This is a genomic window from Nitratireductor sp. StC3, from assembly GCF_003015025.1.
Taxonomy (GTDB): domain Bacteria; phylum Pseudomonadota; class Alphaproteobacteria; order Rhizobiales; family Rhizobiaceae; genus Mangrovimarina; species Mangrovimarina alexandrii.
The window spans coordinates 228508-242933 of sequence record NZ_PYBP01000005.1 but is presented as its reverse complement, the minus strand read 5'-3'; the positions used below and the strand labels follow the sequence as shown (position 1 = coordinate 242933).

Genomic DNA, 14426 nt, shown 5'->3' with positions numbered 1-14426 from the left:
CATCATTAGTAAGGCGGCCGCGATGGGGCAAGCCGGTCCGCTCCCGTCGGGACGGGGAAGGCCTGGTCGGTCCAGCGAAAGGCGACGGCGTATTCCTGGCTTTTCGACCGGCCGGCGTGCCTATAGTGTCGCGCCAACTGCGACCGGACAGGCATCATGGCCGAATATTCCCTCCTCTCTCTTCTCAAGCATGCGTGGCACGGCAATCGCGACTGGAAACCGGCTTGGCGCAAGGCCGAGCCGAAGTCCGATTACGACGTCGTCATCGTCGGCGGCGGCGGTCACGGGCTGGCCACGGCCTATTATCTGGCCAAGGAGCACGGCATCACCAATGTCGCGGTGCTGGAAAAGGGCTGGCTCGGCTCCGGCAATATCGGCCGCAACACCACCATCGTGCGCTCCAACTATCTGCTGCCCGAATCGATCCGCCTTTATGATTTCTCCGTGAAATTGTGGGAGGAGCTGGCGCACGACCTCAACTACAATGTGATGTTCTCGCAGCGCGGCATCCTCAATCTCGCCCATTCGCCGGCCCAGGCCGACGACTATATCCGCCGCGGCAACGCCATGCTGCATGGCGGTGGCGATGCCGAATGGCTCACCCCGGCCGAGATCGCCAAAAAAGTGCCGGGCGTCGACCTGAGCAGGTCCGCCCGCTTTCCCGTCGTCGGCGGCCTGCTGCAGCCGCGTGCCGGCACGGCACGCCACGACGCCGTCGCCTGGGGGTATGCGCGCGGCGCCGACCGGCGCGGCGTCGACATCGTCGAGAATTGCGAGGTCACCGGGTTCCTGCGCGAGGGCGATCGCGTCGTCGGCGTGAAAAGCACGCGCGGAGAAATCCGGGCCAAGAAGATCGCCGTGGCCGTCGCCGGCTCGACCGGCCGCGTCATGAAACTGGCCGGCATCGACACGCTGCCGATCGAAAGCCATGTCCTTCAGGCCTTCGTCACCGAATCGCTAAAACCCTTCGTCGACACGGTGGTCACGTTCGGCGGCGGGCATCTTTATATGTCGCAGTCCGACAAAGGCAGCCTCGTTTTCGGCGGCGACATCGACGGCTACAATTCCTACGCCCAGCGCGGCAACCTGCCGGTGGTGGAAGAGGTGATGAGCGAGATGGTGGCGCTGTTTCCCGGCCTTGCCCGGGTGCGGCTCTTGCGCTCGTGGGGCGGCGTGATGGACATGTCGATGGACGGCTCGCCGATCATCACCACCGGCCCGCTTCCGGGCATGTATCTGAATTCGGGCTGGTGTTACGGCGGGTTCAAGGCGACCCCGGCCTCGGGCTGGACCTTTGCCTGGACGATCGCCAAGGACGCCCCGCACGCCATCAACGCCCCGTTCACGCTCGAGCGCTTCCATCGCGGCGCGCTGATCGACGAAAAAGGCCAGGGCGCCACGCCCAAGCTTCACTAGGATCGCCCGATGCTGATCACCTGCCCCTATTGCGGTCCGCGCGACCTCGCCGAGTTCTCCTACCAGGGCGACGCCAACCGGCCGCGCCCCGACCAGCACGACACCGATCAGGCGCGCTGGAACGCCTATGTCTACGACCGCGCCAATCCGGCAGGCCCGCATCGCGAATATTGGCAGCATGCCGGCGGCTGTCGCAAACATCTGCTGATCGTGCGCTCGACCCTGACGCACGCCATTGAAAGCGTCGCCTTCGCAGGCGCCCCAGGCGCGACGCCGCAAGCGCCTCGGCGGGCGGCCAAGGGCCGCACGAAGACCGGACCGGCCAAAGGGAAAAAACCATGAGCCCGCGCCGCAGCGCCGAGGGCGGCCGGATCGACCGCGGCCGCACGATCCGCTTCAGTTTCGACGGCAAGGCCTATCAGGGCCATCCCGGCGACACGCTCGCCTCCGCCCTAATGGCCAACGGCGTGAGGCTTTTCGGACGCTCGTTCAAATATCATCGCCCGCGCGGCCTGCTGGCCGCCGGCGTCGACGAGCCCAACGCGCTGGTCACCGTGCTCAAGGGCACGGTGCGCGAACCCAATATCGCCGCCACGCAGATCGAGATCCACGAAGGCCTGACGGTGGAAAGCCAAAACCGCTTTCCCTCGCTCGATGTCGACGCCGGCGCGGTCAACCAGCTCGCCGGCGGGCTGCTGTCGGCCGGCTTTTACTACAAGACCTTCATGGGCCCGGTCGTCGGGCCGCTCAAGGGCACGCGGGTCTGGATGGCGTGCGAACATTTCATCCGCCGCGCCGCCGGCCTCGGCCGGGCCGGCCGTGACGCCGATCCCGACCGCTACGAACGCATGAACGCGTTTTGCGACGTGCTCGTCGCCGGGGCCGGACCGGCCGGGCTGATGGCCGCCAAAGCCGCCGCTGAAGCGGGCAAGCGCGTCATCCTGGCCGATCTCGACTCGGTGCCGGGCGGGTCGGCAAAATGGTCCGGCGACACGATCGACGGCCTGCCGGCCGCCGCATGGGCGCAAAGGACAATCGAGGCGCTCGGCACCTTGGACACGGTGCGGCTTTTGCCGCGCACGACGGTCTGGGGCTATTACGACGGCAACACGCTGGCCGCGCTGGAGCGTGTCACCGATCACAAGCCGGCGCCCGACAGGGGCGAGCCGCGCCATCGCCACTGGACGATCCGCGCCGGCGCGGTGGTGCTGGCGACGGGCGCGTTCGAGCGCCCGCTGGTCTTTCCCGGCAATGACCGGCCGGGCGTGATGCTCGCCGACGCGGCCGTGCGTCTGCTGCGGGAATACGGCGTCGTCGCCGGCTCCAGGCTCGCGCTCTTTGCCAACAACGACGACGCCTATCGCGCCGCCGCGGCATTGGCCGAGGCCGGCGCGACAATAGCCGCCATCGTCGACATGCGCGACACGGTCTCGCCGGCCGCCCGGGCGCTGGCCGAACGGGCCGGCGCCGAGCTCGTTGCCGGCCACGCCGTCACCGGCACGCAAGGCGGCAAGGCGATCCGCGAGATCGCCGTCCAGCGCCTGCGCGAGGGCGAAATCACCGGCCAGCCGCGTAAGATCGCGGTCGACTGCCTGTTGATGTCGGGCGGCTGGTCGCCGGCGATCCATCTGGCGAGCCAGGCCGGCACGGCGCCGCGATGGGACGAGGCGCTGCAGGCCTTCCTGCCGCCGGAGCCGACCCAGAACTGGATCGGCGCCGGCGCCTTTGCCGGCCATTTCGCGACCGCCGCCGCGCTCGCCGACGGGCTTGCAGCCGGTGCCAAGGCGTCCGGCGGCCGCGCGCCGCGCAAATCCGCGCAGCCCAGGGTCGAGGCCGCGGAACTGGACATCGCGCCCGCGCCGGTGTTCGAGATCCAGCCGTCCGGCAAGGCCGGCAAGGCCTTCGTCGACTTTCAGCACGACGTCACCGCCGAGGATGTGCGCCTGGCGCACCGCGAGGGTTTTGTCTCCGTCGAGCACCTCAAGCGTTACACCACGCTCGGCATGGCGACCGACCAGGGCAAGACGTCCAACGTGCCGGGGCTGGCGATCATGGCCGACGCGCTGGGCACGACCATTCCCGAGGTCGGCACGACGCGTTTCCGCCCGCCCTACACCCCCGTCTCGCTGGGCGCGCTTGCAGCCGAGCGCTACGGCGACTTGCGGCCCGACCGGCTTACACCGATGCACGACTGGCATGTCGACAACGGCGCGACGATGTATGCGGCCGGGCTCTGGTACCGGCCGATGATCTATGGCGGGCGCGGCGAGACGGTCGAGCAGGCCTATGTGCGCGAAGCCGCCGCCACGCGCGCCGGGGTCGGCATCGTCGACGTCTCCACCCTCGGCAAGATCATGGTCCAGGGGCCCGACGCGGCCGATTTCCTCGACCGGGTCTACACCAATAAATTCTCCACCCTGCCGGTGATGAAGGCCCGCTACGGGCTGATGCTGCGCGAGGACGGGCTGGCCTATGACGACGGCACGACCTGGCGCCTGTCGCAGACCGATTTCCTGATGACGACCACCACGGCCAATGCCGGCAAGGTCATGCAGCAGCTCGAATATTATCTCGACATCGTCTGGCCCGACCTGAAGGTGACGCTCACCTCCGTCTCCGACCAATGGGCCGGCGCCGCCGTCTCGGGCCCGCGCTCGCGCGACGTGCTGGCCGCCTGCGTCACCGGCACGGCCGTCGACAACGACACCCTGCCCTTCATGGGCATCGTCCGCGGCGAGATCGACGGCGTGCCGGTGATGATCTGCCGCCTGTCCTTTTCCGGCGAGCGCGCCTACGAGGTCTATTGCGGCGCCGGCCACGGCCTGCATGTGTGGGAAGCGTTGATGGAGGCCGGCAAACCGTTCGCCATCGTGCCCTACGGGCTCGAGGCGCTGGGGACGCTGCGTATCGAAAAGGGCCATGTGACCGGGGCGGAGATCGACGGGCGCACCACCGCGCGCGATCTTTATCTCGACTGGATGCTGTCGAAGAAAAAACCCTTCGCCGGATCGATGATGATGGATCGCGAGGGCCTGTGCGACGACGACCGAATCCGCCTTGTCGGCATCGTCGCCCTCGACGACAGGCCGCTCGGCGGCGGCGCCCATATCGTCGAACACGACGACCCCGCCGCCTTGCGCGATTCGATCGGCCACGTCACCGCCGGCTGCTATTCGCCCGCACTCGGCAAATATATCGCGCTGGCGCTCGTCAAGGGGGGCAAGACGCGCCACGGCACGCGCGCCTTCGTCTCCGACCCGCTGCGCAAGCGCTTCGGGCCGGTCGAGATCGTCAGCCACCATTTCTACGATCCGGAAGGGAGCCGCATGCATGGTTGAACCCGTGTCGCCGCTCGGCGCGGCCTGGAAACCGGGCGCCTATCCCAACACGGCCGGCGAGACCGGTCTCGTCCTGAGCGAGACCCGGCCGGGCTCGATCGTCCAGCTCGCCGCCTGGCCCGGCCGGGAAAAGACGCTGATTGCCGCCATCAAGTCGGTTACCGGCCTGGCGCTCGCCGACGGCGCCGGCGCCGGGCGGGTCGATGGCGCCAAGGCCGCGTTCGGCATCGCGCCCGGCACGTTTGTGGTCGTGGACCAGAAGGAGGGGCTCGCCGCCGCCCTTGGCGCGGCGATCAGCGTGGACACCGGCACGGTCACCGACCTGTCGCACGGCCGCACGGCGCTGCGCCTGGCCGGACCGAAGGCCGAATGGGTGCTGGCAAAGTTCTTCGCGCTCGACTTTTCGCAGACCGCCTTTCCGCCCGGCGCCGGCCGCGCGACCAGCCATCACGACATTTTCGCCCAGATCCAGCGTTCCGGCGCCGAGCAGTTCGACCTCTACGTCTTCCGCTCCTTCGCCCGCGCCTTCTGGACGGCACTGTGCCATGCGAGCGAGGAAGCCGGATACAGGGTCGGATGACAAGCCGCGCTTTGCCCGCGCGCGAGCCGTCGGCAGGCCTTCGAAGCACCGCGACATGAGTCCGGATGCGGCGCACGCTGTGTTGTTGACACCAAACAGTCGCAAACGCATATTTCGTCCCGGGACGGGACGATCACATGGATGAATACAATAGTCTTGCCGCGAAAATTTGCGCGGAAAAGATCAGGGCGGCCTATTCTCGCGGTCGGCCCGCTCATTTTCTGATCGGAGCGGGGTGCTCAATTTCTTGCGGCATACCGACGGCGCAAGGCATATTGTCCCTGATCGAGAAAAAATTTCCGAATTCTTTCAACAATCTTCCCGAGGAAGACAGGAAAAATTACAGGAAAGCGATAGACCTGCTCCCGCGCAACGAGCGGCGCGACCTGATAATATCCATAACCGAGGAGGCCAAGATAAGCTGGGGTTATCTCGCCCTCGCCCGACTCCTCGAAAAAGGTTATGTCGACGCCGTCCTCAGCCTGAATTTCGACCAGCAGCTCCAGATAGCCTGCAGCCTGGTTGGTTTCAGTCCGGCGATCTACGACATCGCGGCGACGAAAACGGTCAACACGAACTACCTCGTATTTCCGTCGATCATCCATCTTCATGGCCAGAGTTACGGCTTCATTCAACTCAATACCGAAAAGGAAAATCGGGATCACTCGAAAAACATCAAGCCGATGCTCGATTTTACCCTCTCGAACTCGCCACTGTTCGCAATCGGCTATAGCGGCGAATCCGACAATGTTTTCCAGACCATTCAAAAACAATATGACGGCGCGGAATATCTCACCTGGCTCGGGCACGAATCGTCGCCCCGGCCGCATCTGAACAAGATCCTCACCCATCCGGCCGCCGATTATCTGGGCAATATCGAGTTCGACGCCTTCATGGTTTCGCTGGCGATCGAACTCAACGAGTGGCCGCCCATGATCGTCACCAGGCCGCTCGAACGGCTCAAAACCTTCATCGACAACATCTCCACCTTCCGCCCGGGCGCCGACCAGCAGTCGATCGATCTGAAATATTTTTCGAAAACGAAGATCGAGCAGATGGACCATGACTGGAACAAGGATTACGGCAGGCTACCCAAATTCGAACAGTCCATCCTGTCGATGAATTTCGACGACATCGTCAAACGGTTCGAAAGGTCGAGGAACAAACACGGCGTCCTCTCCTCCCCCTTCCATCGCAATATCGTGTCCTGGTCCTACTCGGAGGTGAGCTACAAATTGTGGGTGGCTGTCGCCAACGGAAAAATAGAGGAAAAGGGTGAGAAGGCCGCGACCCTGAAAAAATCCCTTCGCAATATCAACAAGGCGATATCGATCGAAGAGAAAAACGACTACCTGAACAACAAGATAAACATATTCATATTGCTATATCACATTACAAAAAAGGAAAAACACCTGAAATCGGCGCTGGAACTGTACTGGGGCACGCCGCACAGGAAACGGTCCGACAAAATGGGATACAACATCATTTCCGCATATTCGGAAATGTACAAAATCCGCAAAGACGGCCGCTATCGTAAAAAGGTGGACGAGATCTGGAACGGCTTCGGAGAATTCGGAAAAAGCAAGCCTTACAACTACATATGCTTCCTTTCGGTCGTCAACGACATCGAAGGCTGCAAAAACATGTTCCTTCACGCCGCCGAGAACGGCAAGCTGCCGGACAAGGACTATATCGGCAACGACAAGGACCTTGAAAATATCCGCAAGGAACGCTGGTTCCAGTCCGCGTTGAAGGCCATGCCGTGAGGCCGGCCGCGCCTATTTGACGAAGGTGACGAACTCATCGAGAGCGGCGCGTTCCGTGCGCAGCTTGTTTTCCGGCTTCGAGGTGTCCTCGTGACCGAGCGCCATGCCGCACACCACGATCTCCTCGTCGGGGATGCCGAGCACGGGCCGGATCTGGCGGTGATAGGGTGCGAACGCCGCCTGCGGGCACGTATGCAGCCCCCTGCCGCGCGCGGCGACCATGATGTTCTGCAAAAACATGCCGTAGTCGATCCACGATCCCTGGTTCAGCCGGCGGTCGATGGTGAAGATCATGCCGACCGGCGCGTCGAAGAAGACGAAATTGCGGTCGTGCTGGGCACGCATCTGGTCGACGTCGCGGCGCCCGATGCCGAGATGGCCGTAGAGCGAGAACCCGACCGCGCGGCGACGCGACAGGTACGGCTCGAAAAACTGGTCGGGATAATAGCGGTATTCGTCCCATTTGGCCTTTTCGGCCCTGATCCCGGAATTGAGGATGGCATCGGCGATCTGGCGTTTCTTGTCGCCGGTCGTCACATAAACCTTCCAAGGCTGCATATTGGTGCCCGACGGGGCCCGGCTCGCGACCTTGAGAATGTCGCGGATCGTATCCTCGTCGACCGGATCGGGCAGAAATGCACGCACCGATCGCCGCGAAATGATCGCCTCGTCGACAATATCGGCGTCCAATACGGTATCGTTCTGGTTGTCTGGCGCCAGCATCTGGCCGTCCCCACCTCAATCTGCTGCGACCGCGCGGTCGGCGCGCGGCCATCCTTGCCACTCTGTCGGGCCGGAGCCGGCCGGCCGTGCATTGCACGGCCTTTCGGCAGGACCGCATCTTCCTTTGCATATTGTCGCTCTCGGGTCGACTCCGCGCCGCACCTTGCGTGCAGGCGCCCTGCCGCACGCCGCGCTTGCGTCGGTCAGGTGACAGGCCCTGTCGGCAGCGAAGCACCGCACGGTGGACAAATCCGGCAGGCTGGCCATGCTGTGGGGTGCAGGAAAGGAGAGCCGGTTTGCATGACGTGATCCTTCTCGACGGCGGTATGGGCCAGGAGCTGATCGCCCGCAGCCGCGCCGCGCCGACCCCGCTCTGGTCGACGCAAATCCTGCTCGACGAGCCTGAAATCGTCGAACGGGTCCACCAGGACTATATTGAGGCCGGCGCACGCGTCATCACCATCAACGCCTATTCGACCACCCCCGAGCGTCTGGAGCGCGACGGCGATCCGGCGCAGTTCGACGCTTTGCAGCGGCGCGCCATCGATCTTGCCTGTGCCGCGCGCGACGCGGCGAAACGCCCGGTCGCCATTGCCGGCTGTCTGCCGCCGCTGGTCGCGAGCTATCGGCCGGAGCTGACGCGCGATTTCGACCTCGCGCTCGCCACCTATCGGCGGATTGCCGAAATTCAGGGCCCGCTGGTCGACCTGATACTGTGCGAGACCTTGTCGTCCACCCTCGAGATCGCCGCGGCAACCCGCGCGGCCGCCGAAACCGGCCGACCGGTCTGGACGGCGGTCAGCCTGATGGACGGCGCGTCTTCTGCGATGCTGCGCTCGGGCGAACCGCTCAGCGCCGGCCTTGAGGCCGCGCGCGCGGCGGGCGCGCATGCGGTGCTGGCCAATTGCTGCTGGCCGGAAACGATCTCGGCCGCGCGCTCCGAACTCGCCGCGGCGGGCCTGCCCTTCGGGGCCTACGCCAACGGTTTCACCGGCATCGACGCGTTACGTCCCGGCGGCACGGTCGACACGCTGACCGCGCGCACGGATCTCGACCCCGCCACCTACGCAGCCTGGGCGCTCGAGCTGGTGGCGCAGGGCGCCACGATCGTCGGCGGCTGTTGCGAGATCGGCCCGGATCATATTTGTGAGTTGAAGCGCCAACTCGAACACACCGGACACACCATCACGGGACCAGCCCATGCCTAATCCTTCTTCCCGCATTTCCGGCATCACGCCCCACGGCAAGGATGGCTGGGAGGTTCATTTCGCCGCCATGACCCGCAAGCAGGCCGGCGAGGACATCATGATGCTGTCGGTCGGCGACCATGATTTCGACACGCCCGCCCAAACCGTCGAAGCCTGCGTGACGGCGGTCCGCCAGGGCCGCCACCACTATACGCAGCTTGCCGGCCTGCCCAGGCTGCGCGCGGCCATGGCCGCGATCTCCGAACAGGCGACCGGTCTCCTCACCCGCCCCGACGAGGTGATCGCCACGCCCGGCGGCCAGCTCGCCCTGTTCGCCGCCGCCCAGGCCACGCTCGACCCCGGCGACCACGCGATCATGATCGCGCCCTATTATGCCACCTATCCCGGCACCTTCCGCGCCGCCGGCGCCGAGTTCACCGTGGTCGAGGCGCGGGCCGAAGACGGTTTCGAGCCGCGCGCCGAAGCGATCGAGGCGGCGATCCGCGACAACACCCGAACGCTGTTGATCAACACGCCGAACAATCCGACCGGCGCCGTCTATTCGCCCGACACGCTGGAGGCGATCGCCGCAGTGTGCCGGCGCCACGACCTCTGGCTGATCTCCGACGAGGTCTACTGGACCTTGCCCGGCAGCAAGAAACATGTCTCTCCGCGCGCCCTGCCCGGCATGGCCGAGCGCACACTGGTGGTCAATTCGATGTCCAAGAGCCACGGCATGACCGGGTGGCGGATCGGCTGGCTGACCGCGCCGGCCGATCTCGTCGCCAGGCTGGTGAGCCTCAACCTGGTCACCACCTACGGCCTCAACGACTTCGTCAGCCGAGCCGCCATCGAGGCGCTGGAAAACGCCTACGGCGTCGACGAGATCGCCGAGCGCTACGCCACCCGGCGCAAGGCCTTTCTGGACGCCACGCGCGGCTTCAACGACGTCACCGTGCGCGGCTCGCAAGGCGGCATGTATGTCATGCTAGACATTTCCGCCGTCGATTTCGACTGCGAGCAGTTTGCATGGCGTCTGCTGGAGACCGAAAAGGTCGCCGTGATGCCGGGGCTCAGCTTCGGCGAGGCCGCCCGAAGCCATGTCCGCATCAGCCTGTGCCAGAGCGAAGACGTGCTGCGGGAGGCCGCCGAGCGGCTGCGCCGCTTTGTGGCCAGCTACGGCGAGCGGCGTCGCTCCGCCTGAACGCCCTCATAGCAGGCACGGACCGGCCTCAAAGCTCCGGCGCGCCGGCAAGCTCGATCAGGGCCGGGCCGCCCGCGCGCCGCGCCCGCGCCACCGCCGCACCGAGATCGTCCAGTGAGCCGATCCGCTCGGCGGGCATGCCGTAGGCGGCGGCCACGGCGCAAAAATCGGGTGCCGACGGGCGCACGCCGACCGGCACGATACCGGCCGCGCGCATCGACGCCTCGATCTCCTGGAACCCGCGATTGTTCCAGACGACGAAGATCACCGGGGCGGCCTCGTCGACCGCCGTGCCGAGTTCGGCCAAAACGAACTGCATGCCGCCGTCGCCGCTGAGGCTGATGACCGGCGTGCCCGGTCTGCCGAGGGCCGCGCCGATTGCCGCCGGCGGCCCGTAGCCGAGCGCGCCGTAGCCGGTGGCGGCGTTGAACCAGCCGCCCGGCCGGTCGTGATCGAAAAAAAGATTGCCGGCATAGATCGCCTGGGTGGAATCGCCGACGATGATCGCGCCGGGCGCGGCCTCGCGGATCGCGTCCAACGCGCCGACATGGGTGCGCATGCGCTGCCCGATCTCGTCCCAGGCATCGTCTCGCGCCTGCCGGGCGCGTTCGGCGCCCGCGCCGGCCGAACCGTCACCGCCGTCGCCGAGGGCCAGGACCAGCGCCGCGGCGATGGTTGCCGCATCGCCGGCGAGCGCCACCGCGCAGGGGGTTTTCTCGAGCTGGCTGCCGTCGCAATCGACCCGCACCAGATTGGCGAGCGCCGGCATGCCGCCATCGGCATAGACGTCGTAGTCGGTCGGTCCGATCTCGGTGCCCAGCGCCAGCACCGCGTCGCTGTCAGCCAACAGCGCGCGCACCGCCTTCAGGCTCGGGCTTGCCGGCACCGCCAGCCGATGGCCGTGCATGATGCCGCGCGCGTTGGCCGTCGAAATCACCGGCGCGTCGAGCCGTTCGGCCAACCGCATGACGGCCTCGGCCGCGCCGCGCGCGCCGCCGCCGATCAGCAGCGCCGGTCGACGGGCCCGCGCCAATGTTTGCGCGGCGCGGTCGAGTTCCGTCGCGGCGGGCTGCGCGGGGGCCGGTCGCGGCGCGGCTTCGAGGGACAGGTCGCCGGCAGGCAGGCCCATCACATCGAGCGGAATCTCTATATGCACCGGGCCCGGTCGGCCGGTGGCGAGGCGGTCGAAGGCACGGCCGATGGTTCCGCCGAGATCCTGTGGCCGCTCGACACGTTCCGACATCAGGCAGACGCTTCGCATCGTCGCGCGCTGGTCGGGCAGTTCATGCAGATGGCCGCCCCCCCGGCCGAGGCTGTCGCGCGCGTTGACGCTGGATATCACCAGCATCGGCACGCTGTCGGCGCGCGCCTGGGCTATCGCGGTGATGGCGTTGGTCAGGCCGGGCCCGGTGATCAGCAAGGCCACACCCGGCCGCCCGGTGGCGCGCGCATAGCCGTCGGCCATGAACCCCGCCGCCTGCTCGTGGCGGGGCGTGACATGCCGGATACGGGAACCGGCAAGGCCGCGATAAAGCTCGATCGTATGAACGCCGGGAATGCCGAACACGAGATCGACCCCTTGCGCCTCCAAAAGCGCAACCAACGCCTCGCCGACTGTCTTCATCAACGCCCGCTCCCTTCATGGCCCGGCAGGTCGACCCCGAGCTGCGCGGCAACGCTGGCGATGGCGATCCTTGCCAGTTCGCCCTCGTCGAACAGGCTGCTGGCCATGCAGCCCTCGATCCACAGCCCGTCGATAATGGCGTTGATGGCAATCGCATGCCGGCGCAACACCGCCATGTCGGCCGGACGGCCGGCTTCTTCCAGCACCGCGCCGACCAGGCTTTCGACCTCGTCGCGAAAGCCGAGATAACCTTCCCGATGGACGGCGGCCAGTGCGGTATCGGCGTGGGCGCGGGCGATGAAGCCGGCCCAGAGGGCGAAAATCTGCGTATCGACCACCGGCGGACCCAGATTGGCGCACACGAACGCGGCAAGCCGCTCGGCCGGGCGCGCATCGCGCGCGGCAAGCGCGTCCTTGGCCTGGTCGGTCATCCTTTTGACCACCGCCGCATAGGCGGCCTGCAAAAGCTCCGCCTTGCCGGGAAAATAGTGCCTGATCAGCCCGGCGCTGACGCCGGCGCGCTGCGCGATCGCGCGGACCGTCGCGCCCTCGATGCCGTTCTCGGCAACGCAGTCGAGCGTCGCCTCGATCAGATCCCGGCGGCGGCGCCCCTCGCCTTCGCGACGAAACTTGCGGCGGCCGCTGGCCGTCATTGCCGCAGGATCGGCCGGGTCAGACAGGTCGGCCCGCCCTCGCAGGCAATGCACAGCGCATCGGCCTCGAAGGTGGCCACGCTGCAGCCGGCCCGTTCCATCGCCGCCTTCGTCCTGGGAAAGCCGGCAACCGCGATCGCCGCCCGCGGCGCGGTCGCCAGCACGTTGAGCGACAGCCCGTTGCTGGCCGCGAATTCGTCCGGATCGCCCTCCACCAGCATGACGCCGCGCGCCCGCAGCATCTGCCAGAACGGCGCCGGCAGCAGCGGCGCGTGAACCAGCGCCAGATCGTCGGCGAGCGGGCTGATCACCGACATCAGGTGCAGGCAGGCGTCGGCCCCGTGCCACAAAGGCAGATCGAACCCGTGCACGGCCACGCCCAGCGGCTCAAGCAGCGCGGCGAGCTGGCGAATGCCGGCCTCGTTGGTGCGCACCCCGCGCCCCACGGCAAGCGTTGACGGGTCGAGCCACACGCAATCCCCGCCCTCGACCTGGCCCGGCGCCTCGATCCGGCCGAGAACGGCGATACCGAGGGCGCGGTAGCACGCCTCGTGCAGCCCCGGCTCCGGCATGCGCAGCGCCTTGCCCATCGACAGGATCACCGCGCCGCGGTCGGTCATCAGCGACGGATCGTGGGTGAAGACGGAATCGGCCAGCCCGTCGGCGCCGTCGAGCCAGTCGATCCGCGCACCGGCTTCTTCCACCAGCGCGCTCAGTCTGGCGTGCTGAGCCGCCGCCCTCACCGGGTCGAATTGCGGCCCGTAATGCCAGCGCGCCGGATCGGCGCCGCGCATGGCGGTCGCAGCCGAACACATCAGCACCCTTTGCAGCGGCGCGGCCATCGATTGCGAGCCGTATTGCATCACGATTCTTCTTCCTCCGGCCCGCGAAATCGGGGCGCCCGTATTTATACGCTTGCATAACAAGCCGGCAAGTGCCGTAATGGCCTCGAAAAACAAAGGCCGGTCCGCCGCCACGGCGACCACGGATTTGGCGAAAGAAACGGGGAACGATGCGACAGGCGATGGCGCACCGGGTGGGTCTGCGGGTGTTCGATACGCCGCGAAAGCGCGAACGATGACGGCGGCCACCGCGAGCCCCGTTGTCCAGGAGCCGTCCGGCATGCCGGCCGAGGCGATCCATGTCGAGGACTTGCACAAGAAGTTCGGCGCCCTGCACGTGTTGAAGGGCGTGTCGCTGTCGGCGCGCGACGGCGAGGTGGTCGCCATCATCGGCGGCTCGGGATCGGGCAAGTCGACGCTGCTGCGCTGCATCAACTGCCTGGAAAACCCCACCAGCGGCATCATCCGCGTCAATGGCGAGCAGATCCGGCTGAAACCGGACGGACACGGCGACATGGTGCCGGCCGATCGGCGCCAGATCGAGCGCATCCGCTCCCGGCTCGGCATGGTGTTCCAGAGCTTCAATCTGTGGAGCCACATGACGTTGATCGAAAACGTCATCGAGGTGCCGGTGCATGTGCTCGGCGTCGCCCGGGCCGAGGCGATCGCCACCGGCGAGGCGCTGCTCGAACGGGTCGGGCTGGCCGAAAAGCGCGATGTCTACCCCGCCTTCCTGTCCGGCGGCCAGCAGCAGCGCGGCGCGATCGCCCGCGCGCTCGCCGTCGAGCCGCGCGTCATGCTGTTTGACGAGCCGACCTCCGCGCTCGATCCAGAACTGGTCGGCGAGGTGCTGAAAGTGATCGCCGACCTCGCCGGCGAGGGCCGCACCATGGTGCTCGTCACCCACGAGATGAAATTCGCCCGCGAGGTCGCCAGCCACGTCGTCTACCTGCACCAGGGCCTGGTCGAGGAGGAAGGCCGGCCCGAAGACCTGTTCGGCGCGCCGAAATCCGATCGCTTGCAGCAGTTTTTGCGCACGGTCGGCTGAGACAAAAGAAATCAGGGAACCGCAACGAAACAAAGGGAGTTTTCC

At 66.6% G+C, this 14426-nt stretch carries 12 protein-coding genes; 8 read left to right on the top strand and 4 right to left on the bottom strand.

The genetic code is table 11. From position 1 onward, the window contains the following. Positions 1–156: 156 nt before the first annotated feature. The 5 genes from C7T96_RS12935 to C7T96_RS12915 all read left to right on the top strand — a co-directional run bounded on the left by C7T96_RS12935 (position 157) and on the right by C7T96_RS12915 (position 7100). Complete coding sequence (locus C7T96_RS12935; protein WP_106571645.1) at positions 157–1416, top strand: sarcosine oxidase subunit beta family protein; 1260 nt, start codon at positions 157–159, stop codon at positions 1414–1416. A gap of 9 nt (positions 1417–1425) precedes the next feature. Continuing rightward, positions 1426–1758: a sarcosine oxidase subunit delta gene (locus tag C7T96_RS12930; protein WP_106571644.1), complete on the top strand. Its 333-nt coding sequence runs from the start codon at positions 1426–1428 to the stop codon at positions 1756–1758. Next, complete coding sequence (locus C7T96_RS12925; RefSeq protein WP_106571643.1) at positions 1755–4754, top strand: sarcosine oxidase subunit alpha family protein; 3000 nt, start codon at positions 1755–1757, stop codon at positions 4752–4754. The genes C7T96_RS12930 and C7T96_RS12925 overlap by 4 nt, the downstream gene beginning before the upstream one ends. Continuing rightward, positions 4747–5334, top strand: a complete 588-nt coding sequence (soxG, locus tag C7T96_RS12920) for a sarcosine oxidase subunit gamma family protein (RefSeq protein WP_106571642.1) — start codon at positions 4747–4749, stop codon at positions 5332–5334. Before C7T96_RS12925 ends, soxG begins: the two co-directional genes overlap by 8 nt. A gap of 137 nt (positions 5335–5471) precedes the next feature. Next, a complete protein-coding gene (locus C7T96_RS12915; RefSeq protein WP_146149184.1) occupies positions 5472–7100 on the top strand; it encodes a hypothetical protein in 1629 nt (542 codons plus the stop codon). 12 nt (positions 7101–7112) lie between these two features. Here C7T96_RS12915 and C7T96_RS12910 read toward each other — a convergent pair whose 3' ends face one another. After that, on the bottom strand, positions 7113–7823 hold the full coding sequence (locus C7T96_RS12910) for a nitroreductase (protein ID WP_106571640.1): 711 nt from the start codon (positions 7821–7823) through the stop codon (positions 7113–7115). A 305-nt stretch (positions 7824–8128) separates the two neighbouring features. On the opposite strand from C7T96_RS12910, the gene C7T96_RS12905 reads away from it, so the two are divergent. Both C7T96_RS12905 and C7T96_RS12900 read left to right on the top strand, forming a co-directional pair. After that, positions 8129–9031, top strand: a complete 903-nt coding sequence (locus tag C7T96_RS12905; protein WP_348627242.1) for a homocysteine S-methyltransferase family protein — start codon at positions 8129–8131, stop codon at positions 9029–9031. Further along, positions 9024–10214, top strand: a complete 1191-nt coding sequence (locus C7T96_RS12900) for an aminotransferase class I/II-fold pyridoxal phosphate-dependent enzyme (protein ID WP_106571638.1) — start codon at positions 9024–9026, stop codon at positions 10212–10214. The genes C7T96_RS12905 and C7T96_RS12900 overlap by 8 nt, the downstream gene beginning before the upstream one ends. 28 nt (positions 10215–10242) lie before the next feature. On the opposite strand, the gene C7T96_RS12895 is transcribed toward C7T96_RS12900, so the two are convergent. From C7T96_RS12895 to C7T96_RS12885, 3 genes are read right to left on the bottom strand one after another with little or no spacing between them, the layout of a single operon-like run. Next, positions 10243–11838 carry a 5-guanidino-2-oxopentanoate decarboxylase gene (locus C7T96_RS12895; protein WP_106571637.1) on the bottom strand — a complete coding sequence of 532 codons (1596 nt, stop codon included), beginning with the start codon at positions 11836–11838 and terminating at the stop codon, positions 10243–10245. Continuing rightward, a complete protein-coding gene (locus C7T96_RS12890; RefSeq protein ID WP_106571636.1) occupies positions 11838–12491 on the bottom strand; it encodes a TetR family transcriptional regulator C-terminal domain-containing protein in 654 nt (217 codons plus the stop codon). Before C7T96_RS12890 ends, C7T96_RS12895 begins: the two co-directional genes overlap by 1 nt. Beyond that, positions 12488–13357 (bottom strand): arginine deiminase family protein, encoded by an 870-nt coding sequence (locus tag C7T96_RS12885; protein WP_164749848.1) that lies wholly within the window; start codon positions 13355–13357, stop codon positions 12488–12490. Before C7T96_RS12885 ends, C7T96_RS12890 begins: the two co-directional genes overlap by 4 nt. 211 nt (positions 13358–13568) lie before the next feature. Here C7T96_RS12885 and C7T96_RS12880 point away from each other — a divergent pair, with 211 nt between their 5' ends. Beyond that, positions 13569–14381, top strand: coding sequence for an ABC transporter ATP-binding protein (locus tag C7T96_RS12880; RefSeq protein ID WP_106571635.1), 813 nt, complete (start codon positions 13569–13571; stop codon positions 14379–14381). Positions 14382–14426 lie beyond the last annotated feature (45 nt).